At 74.2% G+C, this 16,556-nt stretch carries 17 protein-coding genes; 11 read left to right on the forward strand and 6 right to left on the reverse strand.

Going from position 1 to position 16,556, the window contains the following annotated elements; all coding sequences use genetic code 11:
- Positions 1–34: 34 nt before the first annotated feature.
- Positions 35–565, reverse strand: coding sequence for a nucleoside deaminase (locus M3147_RS15985; RefSeq protein ID WP_243569071.1), 531 nt, complete (start codon positions 563–565; stop codon positions 35–37).
- Positions 566–813: 248 nt separating this feature from the next.
- Here M3147_RS15985 and M3147_RS15990 point away from each other — a divergent pair, with 248 nt between their 5' ends.
- From M3147_RS15990 to moaA, 5 genes are read left to right on the forward strand one after another with little or no spacing between them, the layout of a single operon-like run.
- Positions 814–1,221: a TOBE domain-containing protein gene (locus M3147_RS15990; protein WP_251204411.1), complete on the forward strand. Its 408-nt coding sequence runs from the start codon at positions 814–816 to the stop codon at positions 1,219–1,221.
- Complete coding sequence (gene modA, locus M3147_RS15995; protein WP_251204412.1) at positions 1,218–2,081, forward strand: molybdate ABC transporter substrate-binding protein; 864 nt, start codon at positions 1,218–1,220, stop codon at positions 2,079–2,081. The genes M3147_RS15990 and modA overlap by 4 nt, the downstream gene beginning before the upstream one ends.
- Positions 2,078–2,905, forward strand: coding sequence for an ABC transporter permease (locus M3147_RS16000; RefSeq protein WP_251204413.1), 828 nt, complete (start codon positions 2,078–2,080; stop codon positions 2,903–2,905). Before modA ends, M3147_RS16000 begins: the two co-directional genes overlap by 4 nt.
- Positions 2,902–4,053 carry an ABC transporter ATP-binding protein gene (locus M3147_RS16005; protein WP_251204414.1) on the forward strand — a complete coding sequence of 384 codons (1,152 nt, stop codon included), beginning with the start codon at positions 2,902–2,904 and terminating at the stop codon, positions 4,051–4,053. The genes M3147_RS16000 and M3147_RS16005 overlap by 4 nt, the downstream gene beginning before the upstream one ends.
- A 50-nt stretch (positions 4,054–4,103) precedes the next feature.
- Positions 4,104–5,195, forward strand: coding sequence for a GTP 3',8-cyclase MoaA (gene moaA / locus M3147_RS16010; protein ID WP_285873976.1), 1,092 nt, complete (start codon positions 4,104–4,106; stop codon positions 5,193–5,195).
- Positions 5,196–5,221: 26 nt separating this feature from the next.
- On the opposite strand, the gene M3147_RS16015 is transcribed toward moaA, so the two are convergent.
- Both M3147_RS16015 and M3147_RS16020 read right to left on the reverse strand, forming a co-directional pair.
- Positions 5,222–5,695 (reverse strand): molybdenum cofactor biosynthesis protein MoaE, encoded by a 474-nt coding sequence (locus M3147_RS16015; protein WP_251204415.1) that lies wholly within the window; start codon positions 5,693–5,695, stop codon positions 5,222–5,224.
- Positions 5,696–5,718: 23 nt separating this feature from the next.
- A complete protein-coding gene (locus M3147_RS16020) occupies positions 5,719–6,870 on the reverse strand; it encodes a ThiF family adenylyltransferase (protein ID WP_251204416.1) in 1,152 nt (383 codons plus the stop codon).
- Positions 6,871–6,942: 72 nt separating this feature from the next.
- On the opposite strand from M3147_RS16020, the gene M3147_RS16025 reads away from it, so the two are divergent.
- The 4 genes from M3147_RS16025 to M3147_RS16040 all read left to right on the forward strand — a co-directional run bounded on the left by M3147_RS16025 (position 6,943) and on the right by M3147_RS16040 (position 9,552).
- Positions 6,943–7,188, forward strand: coding sequence for a MoaD/ThiS family protein (locus M3147_RS16025; protein WP_251204417.1), 246 nt, complete (start codon positions 6,943–6,945; stop codon positions 7,186–7,188).
- Positions 7,189–7,302: 114 nt separating this feature from the next.
- Positions 7,303–8,580, forward strand: a complete 1,278-nt coding sequence (locus M3147_RS16030) for a molybdopterin molybdotransferase MoeA (RefSeq protein WP_251204418.1) — start codon at positions 7,303–7,305, stop codon at positions 8,578–8,580.
- Positions 8,573–9,058 carry a cyclic pyranopterin monophosphate synthase MoaC gene (gene moaC / locus M3147_RS16035; RefSeq protein ID WP_251204419.1) on the forward strand — a complete coding sequence of 162 codons (486 nt, stop codon included), beginning with the start codon at positions 8,573–8,575 and terminating at the stop codon, positions 9,056–9,058. The genes M3147_RS16030 and moaC overlap by 8 nt, the downstream gene beginning before the upstream one ends.
- Positions 9,055–9,552 (forward strand): MogA/MoaB family molybdenum cofactor biosynthesis protein, encoded by a 498-nt coding sequence (locus tag M3147_RS16040; RefSeq protein ID WP_251204420.1) that lies wholly within the window; start codon positions 9,055–9,057, stop codon positions 9,550–9,552. Before moaC ends, M3147_RS16040 begins: the two co-directional genes overlap by 4 nt.
- On the opposite strand, the gene M3147_RS16045 is transcribed toward M3147_RS16040, so the two are convergent.
- Both M3147_RS16045 and M3147_RS16050 read right to left on the reverse strand, forming a co-directional pair.
- Entirely contained in the window at positions 9,540–10,292 is a 753-nt protein-coding gene (locus M3147_RS16045; RefSeq protein WP_251204421.1) for a phosphatase PAP2 family protein, read from the reverse strand. The two genes, M3147_RS16040 and M3147_RS16045, sit on opposite strands and share 13 nt — an antisense overlap.
- Positions 10,293–10,315: 23 nt before the next feature.
- Complete coding sequence (locus M3147_RS16050) at positions 10,316–11,599, reverse strand: multidrug effflux MFS transporter (protein ID WP_251204422.1); 1,284 nt, start codon at positions 11,597–11,599, stop codon at positions 10,316–10,318.
- A 717-nt stretch (positions 11,600–12,316) separates the two neighbouring features.
- On the opposite strand from M3147_RS16050, the gene M3147_RS19575 reads away from it, so the two are divergent.
- Positions 12,317–13,687 (forward strand): GNAT family N-acetyltransferase, encoded by a 1,371-nt coding sequence (locus M3147_RS19575; RefSeq protein ID WP_251204423.1) that lies wholly within the window; start codon positions 12,317–12,319, stop codon positions 13,685–13,687.
- A gap of 37 nt (positions 13,688–13,724) precedes the next feature.
- Here M3147_RS19575 and M3147_RS16060 read toward each other — a convergent pair whose 3' ends face one another.
- Positions 13,725–14,879: an AI-2E family transporter gene (locus M3147_RS16060; RefSeq protein WP_251204424.1), complete on the reverse strand. Its 1,155-nt coding sequence runs from the start codon at positions 14,877–14,879 to the stop codon at positions 13,725–13,727.
- 216 nt (positions 14,880–15,095) lie between these two features.
- On the opposite strand from M3147_RS16060, the gene M3147_RS16065 reads away from it, so the two are divergent.
- Positions 15,096–16,478 (forward strand): MDR family MFS transporter, encoded by a 1,383-nt coding sequence (locus tag M3147_RS16065; protein ID WP_251204524.1) that lies wholly within the window; start codon positions 15,096–15,098, stop codon positions 16,476–16,478.
- Positions 16,479–16,556: the final 78 nt, after the last annotated feature.

The raw sequence follows: 16,556 nt of genomic DNA on the forward strand, positions 1-16,556 counted from the left end.
TGCTGTCGGTGTGCTGGGTCACGTCCGTCTCCGCTCAGTACTCGATGCGGGTGGCGGTGTGCTGCCACTCGGTGAAGGGGGCGACCCGCTCGGCGGGCGGCAGCTCGATGTCGGCGACCGGCATGACCGCGCGGTCCGAGTCGTCGCCCTCGAAGTAGCGGTAGAAGACGGCGTCGTCGAAGCCCGCGTCGGCCGCGTCGTGCCGGCTCGCCGCGAAGTAGACGCGGTCGATGCGGGCCCAGAGGGAGGAGGCGAGGCACATCGGGCAGGGCTCGCAGCTCGTGTAGAGCACGGCGCCGGAGAGGTCGAAGTCGCCGATGCCCTGACAGGCGGCGCGGATGGCCGAGACCTCGGCGTGGGCGGTGGGGTCGAGATTCGCGGTGACCCGGTTGACGCCCTCGAAGACCCGGCCGTCGGCCGTGACGACGATCGCGCCGAACGGGCCGCCCGAGCGGCGCACGTTCTCGGTGGCGAGCGCGACGGCTCGGGCGAGGTACTGGGCGGGCGTCGGCTCGGCGCCGTCGGGCGCCGTTCCGGCCGTGGTGGTGGTACCGAGCGATTCCATGAAAAGCATCCTTGCTCTCGGAGTCCGAATCGGGCGGTCGGGTCCGCGGCGTCTGTTCGGCGCCGGCGTGATCGTCGTCGATCCGTTCGGGTCTGCTGGGCTGCGGCACCGGGCGGCTTCGTGGCGGCCCGGCGACTGGTCGAGGCTAACAGCCCCCATTCCCAGGGTCTACACGTTTTTGGAAGTTTGCTTCTGAAATACGGAAAACTTGCTTGCAGTTCCGCGGATGCGGAAGTATTGTCAACGCTATGGCGCAATATCGGATCAGTGAGGCCGCCGATCTCCTCGGCGTGAGCGACGACACCGTTCGGCGATGGGTACAGGACGGGCTGCTGAGCGTCTCGAAGGACGACGCCGGCCGCCAGGTCGTGCCCGGTCGCGAACTCGCCGCGAGGGCGCAGGCCATCGCGGCGACCATCGCCGACCGGACCCATGTGCGCCGCAGCGCCCGCAACCGCTTCGTCGGTCTCGTCACCAAGGTCGAGATCGCCGGGCTCATGGCCCAGGTCGAGCTGCAGTGCGGCCCGAACCGGGTCGTCTCGCTCATGTCGGCCGAGGCCGCGAGGGAGATGGAGCTCGAGATCGGTTCGCGAGGTGTCGCCGTGGTCAAGGCGACCACGGTGATCATCGAGACGGAAGAGGACCCCTCGTCGTGATCCCGCAGCATCCCGCCGCCACCACTCCGCCCCGCCGCCGGTCCCGCCTCGCCGGCGTCGGCGCCGCCATCGCCGCTGCCGCCCTCCTGGCCGGCTGCGCCGCGGGAGGCCAGCCCGCCCCGAGCCCCACCGAGCGCACGGGCGCCGACGAGTCCGCCCTGACGGGCGAGCTCACGATCTACGCCGCCGCCTCGCTGAGCGGTGCCTTCGACGAGCTCGCCGCGCGCTTCGAGGCCGAGCACCCCGGTGTCGACGTCGTGCCGATCACCTACGACGGCTCCTCCGTGCTCGCCACGCAGCTCATCGAGGGCGCTCCCGCCGACGTGTTCGCCTCGGCCGACGAGAAGAACATGGCGAAGGTGCTCGATGCCGGTCTCGCCGAGTCCGCCGACGACGTCGCCACCAACGTGCTCGAGATCGCCGTCGCCCCCGGCAACCCGCTCGGCATCGACGGCCTCGACGCCCTCGCCGACGGCGCCACGACGACCGCCGACGACCGCCCCGCGACCGTCGTGCTCTGCGCGCCCGAGGTGCCCTGCGGCGCGGCCTCGCAGAGGCTCATCCAGGCGGCGGGCCTCACGCTGACCCCCGCGAGCGAGGAGCAGAACGTCACCGCCGTGCTCACCAAGGTGAAGTCCGGCGAGGCCGACGCGGGGCTCGTCTACGTGACCGACGTGGCGGCCGCGGGCGACGCGGTCGAGGGCGTCGGGATCGCGAACGCCGCGGACGCGACGAACGTCTACCCGCTGACCGCGCTCACCGCCGCGCCGAACCCGGAGGCGGCCGCCGCCTTCGTCGCGTTCGTCACCTCGAAGGCCGGCCAGCGGGTGCTCGCCTCCTTCGGCTTCGGAGCGCCGTGACCCGAGTCGAGCACGCGCCCCGCGGTGTCGCCGTCGCGGGGCGCTTCCCCGGCTGGCTGTACGTCCCGGCCGGCCTCGGCGCCGCCGTGCTGCTGCTGCCGCTCCTCGCGCTGCTGCTCCGCCTCGACTGGGCGGGCGTGCCCGCGGCGATCACCTCCCCCGAGGCGGTGCAGGCGCTCGGCCTCTCGCTCGCCACCGCGAGCTGGGCCACGCTCGCCTGCGTGGTCCTCGGTGTCCCGCTCGCCCTCGTCATCGCCCGGAGCTCGCGCGGCACCGCCGCCGCACTGCGCACCCTCGTCACCCTGCCGCTGGTGCTGCCCCCGCTCGTCGGCGGCATCGCACTGCTCTCGCTCCTCGGTCGCACCGGGCTCCTCGGCGAGGCGCTCGCCGTCTGGGGCATCCGCATCCCCTTCACGACCGCGGCCGTCGTCATCGCGCAGGTCTTCGTCGCGCTGCCCTTCCTCGTGATCTCCGTGGAGGGCGCGCTGCGCACCGCGGGCACCCGCTTCGAGGGCGTCGCCGCAGGACTCGGCGCCGGGCGCTTCACCGTCTTCCGCCGGATCACCCTGCCCCTCGTCGCCCCGGGCCTCCTCGCGGGCGCCGTGCTGTGCTTCGCCCGGGCGCTGGGCGAGTTCGGCGCGACGGCGCTCTTCGCCGGCAACGCCGCCGGCACGACCCGGACCATGCCGCTCGCGATCTACACGGCCTTCAACGGCGCCGGGGTCAGCGAGGACACGGCCATCGCGCTGTCCTTGATGCTCATCGCCGTGGCGATCGCGGTGCTCGTGCTGATGCGGGGCTGGCGAGCGGACGCCCCGCGATGAGCGCGGCACCGGAAGGACGGAGGGATGCCGCGGCCGGCCCGGCGGCGGACGCCGCACTCGTCGCCGAGCTCGAGGTCGAGCGCGGCGGCTTCCGGCTCGAGGCGTCCCTCGCCGTCGGCGCGGACCAGGTGCTCGCCGTGCTCGGGCCGAACGGCTCGGGCAAGTCGACGCTCCTCGGGGCGATCGCCGGGCACGTGCCCGTCGCTCGGGGCGAGATCCGCGTCGGCGGGCGCCTGCTCGGCGGCTCGACGACGCGCGACGTGCCGCTCCCGGCCCGCCGCATCGGCCTGCTCGGACAGCAGCCGCTGCTGTTCCCGCACCTGAGCGCCCTCGAGAACGTCGCCTTCGGCCCGCGCGCCCAGGGCCTCGGCCGACGCGAGGCGCGCACCGAGTCCGCCGGATGGCTCGAACGGGTCGGCCTCGCCGGCTTCGAGCGGCGCCGTCCGGCCGAGCTCTCCGGCGGGCAGCAGCAGCGTGTCGCGCTCGCCCGCACGCTCGCCGCCCGGCCCGCGGCGCTGCTCCTCGACGAGCCCTTCGCGGCGCTCGACGTCGAGGCGGCGGCCGGCATGCGACGGCTCGTCCGCGAGCACCGTGCCGCGCTCGGCATCCCGATGCTGCTCGTGACCCACGACCCGCTCGACGCGCTCGTGCTCGCCGGCCGCGCGGCCATCCTGCAGGCCGGTCGCCTCGTCGACGAGGGACCGATCGCCCGGGTGCTCGGCCATCCGCGAACGCCGTTCATCGCGGCGCTCGCGGGGGTGGACCTCGTCGAGGGCGTCGCCCTCGACCCGGCGACGGTGCGGGCGGCCGGCGGGCTCGTGCTGCGTTCGGCCGAGCGGGCGGATCTCGTCACCGGCGCACCGGCCTCGGCGGTCTTCGCCCCGGCGGCGGTGCACGTGCGGGCGGCGGGGGCGGATGCCTCGCCCGGCGCGGCTGCCGCGGTCGGTGAGGCCGGCGCGAACCGCTGGTCCGGTACCGTCGCGAGCCTCGAACCCACCGCCGGCGGCGTGCGCATCCTCACCGCCGAGCAGCCCAAGGTCGCCGTCGACGTGCCGACCGCCGCGGCGGTCGCGCTCGACCTCGAACCGGGCGCGGTGCTCGCCTTCCGGGTCGATCCGGCCGACGTGTCGGTGCGCCCCCTCGTCTGACGGCGCATCCTCGCGGCGGTGTTACGGTAGACGCCCACGAGGGGGTGACGATGACGATCACGACGCCGGCGCAGACCGGAACGGACGGAGCCAGGCGGCTGCCGGCGTCCGGCGAGCTGCCGGACCGCCTCGGCCGCCCCATGCGGGATCTCCGCATCTCGATCACCGATCGCTGCAACTTCCGCTGCGTCTACTGCATGCCGAAGGCCGTCTTCGGCCGCGATTACGCCTTCCTCGACCGCGACGAGCTGCTGAGTTTCGACGAGATCGTGCGGATCGCCGGGGTGGCCGCCGCGCACGGCGTCGAGAAGCTCCGGCTGACGGGCGGCGAGCCGCTGCTCCGCCGCGGCGTCGAGGAGCTCGTGGGCCGGCTCGCCGAGCTCCGCACCCCCGACGGCCGACCGCTCGAGCTCGCTCTCACGACGAACGGCGCCGCGCTCGCGGTGAAGGCCGACGCCCTCCGCGAGGCCGGACTCACCCGGGTCACCGTGTCGCTGGACTCGCTCGACGACCGCCGGTTCCAGGAGATGAACGACGTGCGCTTCCCCGTGGCGCGCGTGCTCGCCGGTATCGACGCCGCACACGCGGCCGGGCTCGGCCCCATCAAGCTCAATATGGTGGTGAAGCGCGGGCTGAACGACGACGAGGTCGTCGCGATGGCGCGGCACTTCAAGGGCACGCCGTACACGCTGCGCTTCATCGAGTACATGGATGTCGGCACCTCGAACGGCTGGGATCTCGCCGAGGTCGTGCCCTCGGCCGAGATCGTCGCGCGGATCGGGGCGGAGCTGCCGCTCGTCCCCCTCGGGCGCTCGGCGCCGGGCGAGACCGCGGCCCGCTGGCGCTACGCCGACGGCGAGGGCGAGATCGGCGTCATCTCGAGCGTGACGAACGCGTTCTGCGGCACGTGCAACCGCGCCAGGATCTCGACCGAGGGCAAGCTGTTCACCTGCCTCTTCGCGAGCGAGGGGCACGACCTGCGCGCCCTCCTCCGCGGCGGCGCCGACGACGCCGAGCTGGCCGCGGCGATGGGGGCGATCTGGGGCGCCCGCGACGACCGCTACTCCGAGCTGCGCGCGGGCCTCACGCCCGAACTCCGGGCCGCCCGGCAGAAGATCGAGATGAGCTACATCGGCGGCTGAGCCGCACCCGGCCGGGGGTCAGCGCCTCACAGCCCGACCCACTCCGAGACGCCGTCGTCGAAGTGCTGCCGCTTCCAGATCGGCACCTCCTGCTTCACGAGCTCGACGAGGCGCTCGCACGCGTCGAAGGCCTCCGCCCGGTGCCCCGCTCCGGCCGCCGCGACGAGGGCGACGTCGCCGATCCCGAGGTCGCCGACGCGGTGGGCGGCGGCGACCGCGAAGCCGGTCTCCTCGCGGATGCGTCGGACGCAGTCCGCGAGGAATCGCTGGGCGTCGGGGTGGCCGCGGTAGTCGAGGGCGCGCACGGGCCGGCCGCCGTCGTGGTCGCGCACGACGCCGTGGAACACGACGACGGCGCCCGAGGCCTCGCTCTCGACCGCCCGGCGGACCGCGGCCTCGTCGAGGGGCGTCTCGGAGACGACGGCGTAGGGCTCGGTGGGCTCGGGCTCGGTGGGCTCGGGCTCGGTGGGCTCCGGCTCGGTGGGCTCCGGATCCGGCATCGCTGGCTCGCTTTCGCTCGGGGTCATCGGGTGAGGTACTCCGCGCCGAGCGCGGCGAAACGGTCGATGCCGCCGTCGAGGGAGACGACACCGTCGTGACCGCGGGCGGCGAGCGCCGCAGCAGCCCGTGCGGAGCGGAGCCCGACTTCGCAATAGACGACGAGCGGGCCGGCGTCCGCCGACGACGGTTCGGCCCCGCCGAGGAGCTCGCCGAGCGGCACGAGCTCGCTCCCGGCGATGCGGCGGAGCTCGGCCTCGGCCGGCTCGCGGACGTCGAGCAGGCGCAACGGCTCACCGGCCCGCAGCCGGCGCAGCAGCTCGGCGGCCGAGATCGCCGCGGTCGGGGCATCCGCAGATGCCTCGCGCGGAGGCAGCCCGCAGAAGCGTTCGTAGTCGACGAGCTCGGTGACCTCGGCCGCGTCGGGGTCGACGCCGTAGGCGATCTCGCGGCTGCGCCCGCTCAACGCGTCGTAGCTCAGCACCCGCCCGAGGAGGGGGTCGCCGAGGCCGGCGACGAGCTTCACGACCTCGCTCGCGAGCATGGCTCCGATCGTGAGGCACAGCGTCGGCAGCACGCCGCCGAGCTCGCACGAGGGCACCTCGCCCGGCGCCGGCGGCGTCGGGAACAGGTCGCGGTAGCCGGGACCGTGCCCGCGCCAGGCGACGCCCACCTGGCCCTGGTACCGCAGGATCGCCCCCCAGACGAGCGGGACGCCGGCGAGGTGCGCGGCGTCGTTCGCGAGGTAGCGGGTGGGGAAGTTGTCGCTGCCGTCGACGACGAGGTCGTAGTCGGCGAGGATGCCGGGGAGGTTCGCCGCGGTCAGCCGCACGCGGTGCCGGACCACCCGGCACTCGGGGTCGATCGCGGCGACGGTGTCGGCGAGCGAGTCGACCTTGGGGCGGCCGAGGTCGCCGACCCCGTGGCTCAGCTGCCGGGGCAGGTTGCTGAGCTCCACCGCATCGTCGTCCGCGATGCCGATCGTGCCGATCCCCGAGCCCGCGAGCGCCGGCACGACGGCGCTGCCGAGCCCGCCCGCGCCGATCACGAGCACCCGCGCCGCGGCGAGTCGCCGTTGCGCCTCCTCGCCGTAGCCGGGCAGCATGAGTTGGCGGCTGTGCCGGCTCACCCGCTCGGCGCCGAGCGGCGGGCCCGGCGCCACGAGCGGCTGGGTCATTCGGTCAGTGTACCCGCGCGACTTTTCCGCTTGGCGGATGCCGGATTCCGCCGTTCGGGTAGCATCGAGCCCATGACCCTCGTGACCGTGCGCTACTTCGCGGCCGCGGCAGACGCCGCCGGCCGGGAGGAGGAGCGGATCGAGCTCGGCGACGCCACCGTCGGCGGGCTCCGCGAGCTGCTCGCCGAGCGTTACGGCGCCGACATGCAGCGGGTCTTGCAGAACGGCTCCTTCCTCGTCGACGGCACCGTGCGCCGCGACCCCGCGACCCCGCTCGGCGCCGCGGTCGACCTGCTGCCGCCCTTCGCCGGCGGCTGAGCGCACCGGGCGCGGCCGGGGGCCGGGGTCGGGAGCCGGGCGCGGCCGGGGGCGGGTGCGGCCGGGAGCCGAGCGCACAGGGCGTCCGAAGCATTCGCCACCTAGGCTGAACGCATGCGCAGCTACGCCGAACACCGTCGTGCGGTCACCGAGCTGCTCGCCCCGCTCGAGTCCCGGCTCGGCGCCGAGGAGGCGGGCCTCGCCGCCGGCGACGCGCTCGGTCGCGTGCTCGCCGCCGACGTCGACTGCCCGATCGACCTGCCCGGCTTCGACAACTCGCAGATGGACGGCTACGCGCTCCGCGCCGCCGAACTCGCCGGCGCCGCCCCGGGGTCGCCCGTGCGTCTGCCGATCGGACCGACCAGCGCCGCGGGCGACCACGTCTTCGAGCTCGCCCCGGGCACGGCCTCGCCGGTCATGACCGGCGCACCGATCCCGCGCGGCGCCGATGCGGTGGTGCCCATCGAGTCCGCCGATCCGCCCGCGTTCATCGGCATCTCCGGCGCCCGCCACGACTCGCCCGTGCAGTCCACCGTCGGATTCGCCGCCCCGGTCGAGCCCGGGGCGTTCGTGCGTCGCACCGGCAGCGACGTCGCCGCGGGCGCGCTGCTCCTCGCCGCCGGAACTCGGCTCGGCCCCGCCCAGCTCGGCGCCCTCGCGGCCGCCGGCGTGACGACCGTGCGCGTGCGGCGGCGGCTGCGGGTGCTGCTCGTCTCCACCGGGCACGAGCTCCGGCCCCCGGCCGCAGAGCTGCGGCCCGGGCAGATCCACGATGCCAACTCGACGATGCTGAGCGCCGCGCTCCGCGGCTGCGGTGCCGACGTGGTCGAGGCCGTCTCCCCCGACGACGCCGACTCGCTGCGCCAGGCGATCGCCTCCGCCGCCGATCGAGTCGATCTCGTCGTCACGAGCGGCGGCGTGAGCGAAGGCGCCTTCGAAGTCGTGCGGGAGGCGCTCGGCCCGCTCGGTGTCGCCTTCGAGAAGGTCGCGATCCAGCCGGGCGGCCCGCAGGGGCTGGGGCTCGCGCGGTTCGGCGACCCGCATGGCGCGGAGGCCGCCGCCGGCGTCCCCGTGGTCGCGTTCCCCGGCAACCCGGTGAGCGCGCTCGTCTCCTTCGAGCTGTTCCTCCGACCCGTGCTGCGTCGACTCGAGGGGCTCGCGCCCGACCGGCATCGGGCGACCCTCCCCCTCGCCCACGAGGTCGTCTCACCGCTCGCGAAGCACCAGGTCCGCCGCGGCGTCATCGACGGCGACGGCGCCGTCGAGGTCGGCGCTCCGAGCTCTCACCTGCTGCACGCGTACGCGCAGGCGACGGTGCTCGTGCACCTGCCCGTCGGCGTCGACCGGCTCCCGGCCGGCGCCCCCGTCGACGTCTGGAGGATCGATGACTGACGAGCCCGATTCCGGCCTCACCCACCTGCGCGCCGACGGCTCGGCGCACATGGTCGACGTGACCGACAAGGCGGTCACCCGGCGCACGGCGAGCGCGCAGGCCGTGCTCGTCACCCGCGCGGACGTCGTGGCCCGCATCACCGACGGCAGCCTGCCGAAGGGCGAGGCGCTCGGCACGGCGCGCATCGCCGGCATCCTGGCCGCGAAGCAGACCTCCGCGCTCATCCCGCTCTGCCATCCGCTCCCCCTCACCAAGCTCGCCGTGGACTTCGAGCCGGCCGACGACCGGGTGCGGGTCGTCGCGACCGCGACGACGAACGGCGTGACCGGCGTCGAGATGGAAGCGCTCACCGCCGCGAGCGTCGCCGCCCTCACCCTCTACGACATGATCAAGGCCGTCGACCACGAGGCCGTCATCACCGACGTCTGCGTGCTCGCGAAGTCGGGCGGCAAGCGCGGCGAGTGGAGCCGCGGGTGAGCGCCGGCAGCCGGCATGGCGCGCACGCGGTCGTCATCGTCTCCTCGACCCGGGCCGCGGCCGGCGTCTACGAGGACCGCACGGGCCCCGTGATCGCGGAGTGGCTGCGCGAGCGCGGCTTCGCCGTCGAGGGGCCGGTGGTCGCCGCCGACGGGCCGGACTTCGCGATCGCGCTCGACACCGCGCTCGCGACGAGCCCCGCCGTCGTCGTGTCAACGGGCGGCACCGGGATCGCGCCGGGCGACACCGTGCCCGAGGCGACCGCCGCCGTCATCGACCGCGAGCTGCCGGGCTTCGCCGAGGAACTGCGTCGTCGCGGCGCCGCGACGACGCCGACCGCCCTGCTGAGTCGCGGCCGGGCCGGCATCGCCTCCGGGGCGCTCGTCGTCAACCTGCCCGGCTCGTCCGGCGGCGTGCGCGACGGACTCGGCGTGCTCGACGAGGTGCTCGACCACGTGCTCGACCAGCTCTCGGGCGGGGATCACCCGGCCTGATCCGGTGCCGGGTCGGCCGCGGCATCCCGTCGCCGATGCCAGCGCTGCCGCTCCCGCTCGAGCGGACGCGCGAGGATCGCCCACACCACGAGCGCGACCCCGGCGCCGACGAGGGCTCCGGCGATCGTGTCGGTGAGCCAGTGCACCCCGAGGTACGTGCGGGTGAACGCCATCAGCACGGTGTACGCGACCCCGAGCACCCACACCCAGACGCGCGGCGCGATGATGCCGACGACCACGGCGATCGTGGCGGCGTTCGCCACATGCCCCGAGGGGAATGAACCGAAGTCGCTCGTGACCAGCATGTCCTCCGGACGTGCCCGACCGAACAGCTGCTTCAGCAGTTGCACGACGCCCGCGCTCGCGGCGGAGGCGAGCAGGAAGAACGCGGCGCCCCACGGACGGCGGCAGACGAGCAGGACGACGGCGCCGCCGAGGGGCACCACGAACACGCCGATCGCGCCGCCACCGAGCCGGTTCATCGTGAACGCGACGGCGTCGCCGAACGCGCCGCGCAGCTCGATGACCTCGCTCGCCCAGCCCTCGTCGACGCCGACGATGCCGTTGCGGATCGCGATCAGTCCGCCGAGGAGCACCGCCACGAGCAGCACGCCGAGGCCCGCGGCGACGATCACCCGGCGGTGCAGCCGTCGTGCGGCCGGGGCATCCGTGCCGTCCGCCGCAGCCGGCCGGGCCGAGTGCGCCGAACGGTCCGGATGGGTCGAGTCGTCGTGGGCCATGCGCCCACGCTAGCCGCCCGCCCTCAGTCGCCGAGCGGCGGCACGCTGCGCGGGCGCACGAGCGCCCAGAGCGCCACGATCGCGATCACCGCCGCCGCGGTCATCACGATCGCCATCGGCACCGCGCTGCCGACGCCCATGAGGCCGATCAGCGGCGAGATGAGGCCCGCGAGACCGAAGTTCAGCGCTCCGAGGAGCGACGCCGCCGTGCCCGCCTCGTTGCCGTGCGAGGCGAGCGCGAGGATCTGCACCGCGGGGAACGAGAAGCCGCACGCCATGATGAACAGGAACAGCGGCACGATCGTGCCCCAGAGCCCGGCGCCGGTGAGGTCGAGCACGGCGATCGCGACCGCCGAGCCGAGCAGGACGAGGGTCGTGACCGCGAGGATCCACTGCGGCTGCACCCGCCCGCGCATGAGCCGCGAGCTCGTCTGCACGCCGATGATGATGCCGACGGAGTTCACGCCGAAGAGCAGGCCGTACTGCTGCGCCGTGAAGCCGTACACCTCCTGGAACAGGAACGACGAGGTGGAGAGGTAGCCGAAGAGTCCGGTGAACACCATGCCGCCGACGAGGGCGGCGCCGAGGTACACCCGGTCGCGGAACAGCGCCCGGTACCGCTCGCGCATGGTGGAGTGGCCCGCGGCGTGCCGGCGCTGCTTCGGCAGCGTCTCGACGATGAGGAACGCGACGCAGACGACGACCACGACGCCGTAGACCGCGAGCACCCAGAAGATGCCGCGCCAGTCCATCACCTGCAGGAGCTGCGAGCCGATGACGGGAGCGAGCACCGGCGCGAGCCCGTTCACGAGCGCCAGGCGGGACAGCATGCGCACGAGCGGCTTGCCGCCGAAGAGGTCGCGCACCATCGCCATCGCGACGACGCCGCCGGCGGCCGCGCCGAAGCCCTGCAGCAAGCGGAAGACGGCGAGCCAGGTGAGGTCGGGGGCGAACGCCGCCCCGACCGAGGCCGCGATGTGCAGGAGCGTCGACAGAATCAGCGGCAGCCGCCGGCCGACCTTGTCGCTCCACGGCCCGACGATGAGCTGTCCGAACCCGAAGCCGATCATCGTGCCCGTGAGCGTCAGCTGCACCGCGGCGGCGCTCACGCCGAGCTCGGCCTGCAGCACCGGGAACGCCGGCAGGTAGAGGTCGACGGTGAACGGCCCGAGCGCCGTGAGCGCCCCGAGCACGAGCACGTAGACGAGCCGCTGACGCCCGCTCAACCGGTCGCCGGGGTGCGCGTGGGCGGCGGACACCGCGCCGGTGTCGTCGGGGCGGATGATCGGGATGGAGGCGGTGGACATGGGCTCCCTGGGCGGATGCGGCGGCTGGGCGGTGCCGGCTCGGCGGGCCGGGTCGGCGGGGCGGGCTGGGCAGTGCGGGCTGGGCGGTGCGGGTCGGCGGGCGGGGCTGGGGGGTGCCGGCCCGGCGGGCTGGCTCGGCGGGCGTGCTCGGCGGGCTGCCGGGGCCCGTCGTGCACGGAATCGTGCGCTCGGATCGAGTGCGCGGATGGCGCGGTTCGAGTGCCCGCGCCCGGGGAGCCGATGGCGCCCGCGGAGTCGAATCGATTCGAGAACGTCCATGGTAGCGCATCTCCCGCAGCGGGGCGAGCAATGCGCGCCGCGGCATCCGCCCTCCCCTCCCGCCCCGCCCGTCCCCCTTCTCCTCACCTCGCAGAACTCAGGAACTTCCCCGGCCGCCCCGCCCGTCCCCCTTCCCCGCCCCTCGCAGAACTCAGGAACACCCTCGGCCACCCCTGCCCGCCCCCTCCCCGCCCTCTCCCACAACTCAGGAACCGCCCGCCGCCGACCAGGCCTTTCGGCATCCGTGTCGCCCAGAACCGCCAGATGTTCCTGAGTTGTCGGAGGGGGCGGGTGGGGGCGTTCCTGAGTTGTGGGAGGGAGGCAGGTGGGGGCGTTCCTGAGTTGTGGGAGGGAGGCGGGCGGGGGCGTTCCTGAGTTCGGCGAGGGGCCCGCCGGCGGCGGGGTGGACGCTCAGGCGCGGTGGGTAGGGTGGCGGGCGTGTCGAGTGACTTCCGCGCCTTCCCCGCAGATCCCGCCGCCGTCGCACGCCTCGGCGGGCTCGGCCTCGACTACCGCGTGCTCTCCCCCGACGATCGCGAGGCGCTCGCCGTCTGGTCCGGCGCCGAGCACCGCGGCTTCCATCACCCGCGGCCGACCCCCGAGACCGTCGAGCGCGAGGTCGCCCTGCTCCAGGAGCGCCGGGTGCACGGGGTCTACGACCCCGAACTCGGCGACGGCATCCCCGTCGGGACGGTCGCGAGCTGGCCGACGGGCCTCAGCGTGCCCGGCGGCCGAAGCGTCGACGGCTGGGCCGTCTCCGCCGTGACCGTCGCCCCGACCCACCGCCGTCGCGGCATCGCGAGGGCGATGATGCAGGCCGAGCTCGCGAACGCGGTCACCGCGGGCGCCGCCGTCGCGATGCTCACCGCCACCGAGGCGACGCTCTACGGCCGCTACGGCTATGCGCCCGCCGCGCGCGCGGCGACCCTCGAGATCGATCGCCGCCGGGTCGAGTGGGCGGGCGCCGAGGTGCCCGGCCTGGTGCGCTTCGTGACGGATGCCGCGGGGTTCCGCCGTTCGGCCGGGCAGATCGTCCGGCGCCAGGTCGCCCGCACGCCCGGCGAGATCGACCGCTGGCCCGCGCTCGTCGACCGGGTCCTCGGGCTCGACGACCCCGACGGCGAATCGGCGCGGGCCACCCGCGTCGCCCGCTACGACGACGCTCGCGGCCAGGCGCATGGCTTCGTCTCGTACCGCATCACGCGCGACGGGATGGGTGCCGGCGTCGTCGAGTTCGACTTCCTCGCCGCTGCGAGCGACGAGGCCGAGGCGGCGCTCTGGCGTTTCCTGCTGGAGCAGGACTTCGTCTCGACCGTGCGCGCCCGGCTCCGCTCCGTCGACGAGCCGCTCCGGTGGCTGCTCGTCGACCAGCGCGCGATCACGACGACGGTCGGCGACCATCTGTGGCTCCGCATCCTCGACCCGGCGGCCGCACTCGAGGCCCGTCGCTACGAGGGTCCCGGCTCGCTCGTGCTCGAACTCGACGACCCGCTCGGCCACGCGTCGGGACGCTACGCGCTGGAAGTCTCGGCGCGCGGGGTCGCCGAGGTGCAGCGCCTCGACGGCGGCGCGCAGGATGCCTCGGGCGCATCGACGCCGACCGGCGCGACGGCCCCGACCCGACGTTCGAAGCCCGCGCACGGTCTCCGGCTCGGCGTCGACGCCCTCGCCGCCATGTACCTCGGCGACGCCAGGGCGAGCCTCCTGGCACGCGCCGGCCGGATCGAGGAGACCGGCCCCGGCTCGCTCGCCGTCGCCGACCGTCTGTTCGCGACGAACCGCGCGCCCCGCCTCAGCATCTGGTTCTGAGTTCGCGCCGCCGCGGAGGCGGCCCGGCGCGCTCGCCTCAGCGGGCGTCCTGGCGGGGGAAGACGACCTTCTCGAGGATGATGATGATCGACGCCGCGACGGGGATGGCGACGAGCGCTCCCAGGACGCCGCCGAGCGTGCCGCCCGCGACCGCGGCGATGACGACGAGGGCGCCGGGCACCGCGACCGCCTTGTTCATGATGCGGGGGCTGATGACGTAGGCCTCGACCTGCATGTACACGAGGTAGTAGATCGCCGCGGCGAGCGCCGTCACGGGCGAGGCCGCGAACGACACGAGCGAGATGATGACGGCGCCCGTCAGCGTGCCGATGAGCGGCACGAGCGAGCAGAGGAACGCGACGAAGGCGAGCAGGATCGGCGCCGGCGCCCCGATGATGGTGAGGTAGATGAGGCTCAGCACCCCGTTCACGGCGCCGAGCGTGACCTGCCCGATGACGTAGCGGCCGACGGCGCCGGTGATGTCGCCGGCGACGTCGAGATAGCCGCGGCGCGAGCTGGCCGGCACGAAGCGGGCCGAGGCGCGCTTCATCGACCGCAGCGAGGCGAGGAAGTAGAGGGTCAGGATGAGCACGATGGTCGCGCCGGTGAAGCCGCCCGCGATGCCCGCGCCGACCGCGAGGAGGCCGCCGCCGAGCGAGCCGATGTGCGCCGGGTCGCTCAGCCAGTCGCCGATGGCCTGGATCGCCTGGTCGATCGAGTCGCCGCCCGTGAGCCCGTTGATCCAGTTCACCAGCTGGCTCTCGCGCACGGCGACGACGATGCGGTCCCAGTCGTTCACGATGCGCGTGCTCTCGGTGATGACGATCGGCACGATGGTCGCGATGAGGCCGACGAAGAGGCCGATCACCACGGCGAAGACGATGAGGATGGCGGCCCAGCGGGGCAGGCCGCGCCGCTGCATCCAGCTGACCACCGGGTCCAGGCCGAGCGCCAGGAAGAGCGCGAGCGCGACGTAGAGGATGACGGTCGAGAGCTGGCCGACGATGCCGCCGAGCGCGAGCGCGACGAGCACGCCCAGGGTCGCGGTGAAGCCGATCCGGAACGCGTTGACGCGGAAGGACGGCAGCTCGACGACGTCGGCCGGCTTGCTCGAGGCGTCGCGCGCGGCGGTCTCGGCCTTCGCCTGGCCGGAGGTCGATCGGGACTTCGGCGTGTTCCGCATGCTCCGCATGTTCCGACCGTAGCCGCGCCGGGCACGCCGCGGAAGGTCCGCCGCGGCGAGTTGACAGGGCGGATCTCCTGTGCTCGGAATGAACGGGCGCGGAGCGCGTTGACCTCAAAGGGAAGACGCGCCCATGGGCGACGCGCGCCCGCCGGAAGGAGCACCGTGACCGCAGAGACCGCCGTCGGATTCCGCTCGGAGCGCGGCCCCGTGCTCATCGCGCTCATGCTCGCGACGGGCCTCATCGCCATCGACTCGACGATCCTCGCCACCGCGGTGCCGTCCATCGTCCGCGATCTCGGCGGTTTCGCGCAGTTCCCCTGGCTGTTCTCGGTGTACCTGCTCGCGCAGGCGGTCTCCGTCCCGGTCTACGCGAAGCTCGCCGACACCGTGGGCCGGAAGCCGATCATGCTCGTCGGCATCGGGCTGTTCCTCGTCGGATCGGTGCTCTGCGGCTTCGCCTGGGACATGACCTCGCTCATCGTCTTCCGCGCCGTCCAGGGCCTCGGCGCGGGTGCCGTGATGCCGGTGTCGATCACGATCACCGGCGACCTCTACACGGTCCGCGAGCGCGCCAGGGTGCAGGGGTACATCGCGAGCGTCTGGGCGGCCTCCTCCGTCATCGGCCCGACCCTCGGCGGGCTCTTCGCCGGCTACCTCGACTGGCGCTGGATCTTCTTCATCAACATCCCGCTGTGCATCATCGCCGCCGTCGTGCTGTGGCGCCGCTACCACGAGTCGCTCGACCGTGAGAAGCACACGATCGACGTCACCGGGTCGATCGTGCTCACGATCGGGCTGACGCTCCTCATCCTCGCGGTGCTGGAGGGCGGCCAGGCCTGGTCGTGGCTGTCCTGGCAGTCCCTCGGCGCGTTCGGCATCGGCGCGGCGCTCATCGTCGCCTTCGTGTTCATCGAGCTGCGGGCCAAGGAGCCCGTGCTGCCGCTCTGGGTGTTCTCGCGCCGCCTGATCGTCACGACCTCGCTCATCTCGTTGGGCGTCGGCGCGGTGCTGATCGGGCTCACCTCCTATGTGCCGACCTTCCTGGAGGTGTCGGCGGGGACGAGCCCGCTCGTCGCCGGCCTCGCGGTGGCCGCGCTCACCCTGGGCTGGCCGATCTCGGCGTCGCAGTCGGGACGCCTCTACCTGCGCGTCGGGTTCCGGACGACCGCGCTCATCGGCCTCGCGATCGCGATCGCCGGCTCGGCGGCGCTCATCGCCGCGTCATTCGTGCCGAACCCGTGGACGGCGGCGCTCGCGTGCTTCATCGTCGGACTGGGGCTCGGCCTCGTCGCCTCGCCGACGCTCATCGCGGCGCAGTCCTCGGTGCCGTGGTCGGAGCGCGGGGTGGTGACGGGGGCGAACATGTTCCTCCGCTCGGTCGGCAGCGCGGTCGGCGTCGCGGTGTTCGGTGCGGTGGCCAACGGCGTGATCGAGCGCTCCGGCCTCGGCGACCACTCCCCCGTCGCGGTGCAGGGGGCCGCGACCGCGGTGTTCGTCGCGGTGATCGTCGCCGCCGCGGCGACGATCGTCGCCGCCCTCGTGATGCCGCAGGCGCGCGTGGAGGACGTGGAGCTCGCCCCGAGCGCGCCGGCGGCGGCCGGCTGACCACCCCCCGCCCGCGCCGTTCTTGCCCTACTCCCGCTCGCTTCCCCCGCGCCGAGAGGGTCGGATTCCGGCGGCGCG

This window comes from Agromyces mediolanus, assembly GCF_023715325.1.
Taxonomy (GTDB): domain Bacteria; phylum Actinomycetota; class Actinomycetes; order Actinomycetales; family Microbacteriaceae; genus Agromyces; species Agromyces mediolanus_A.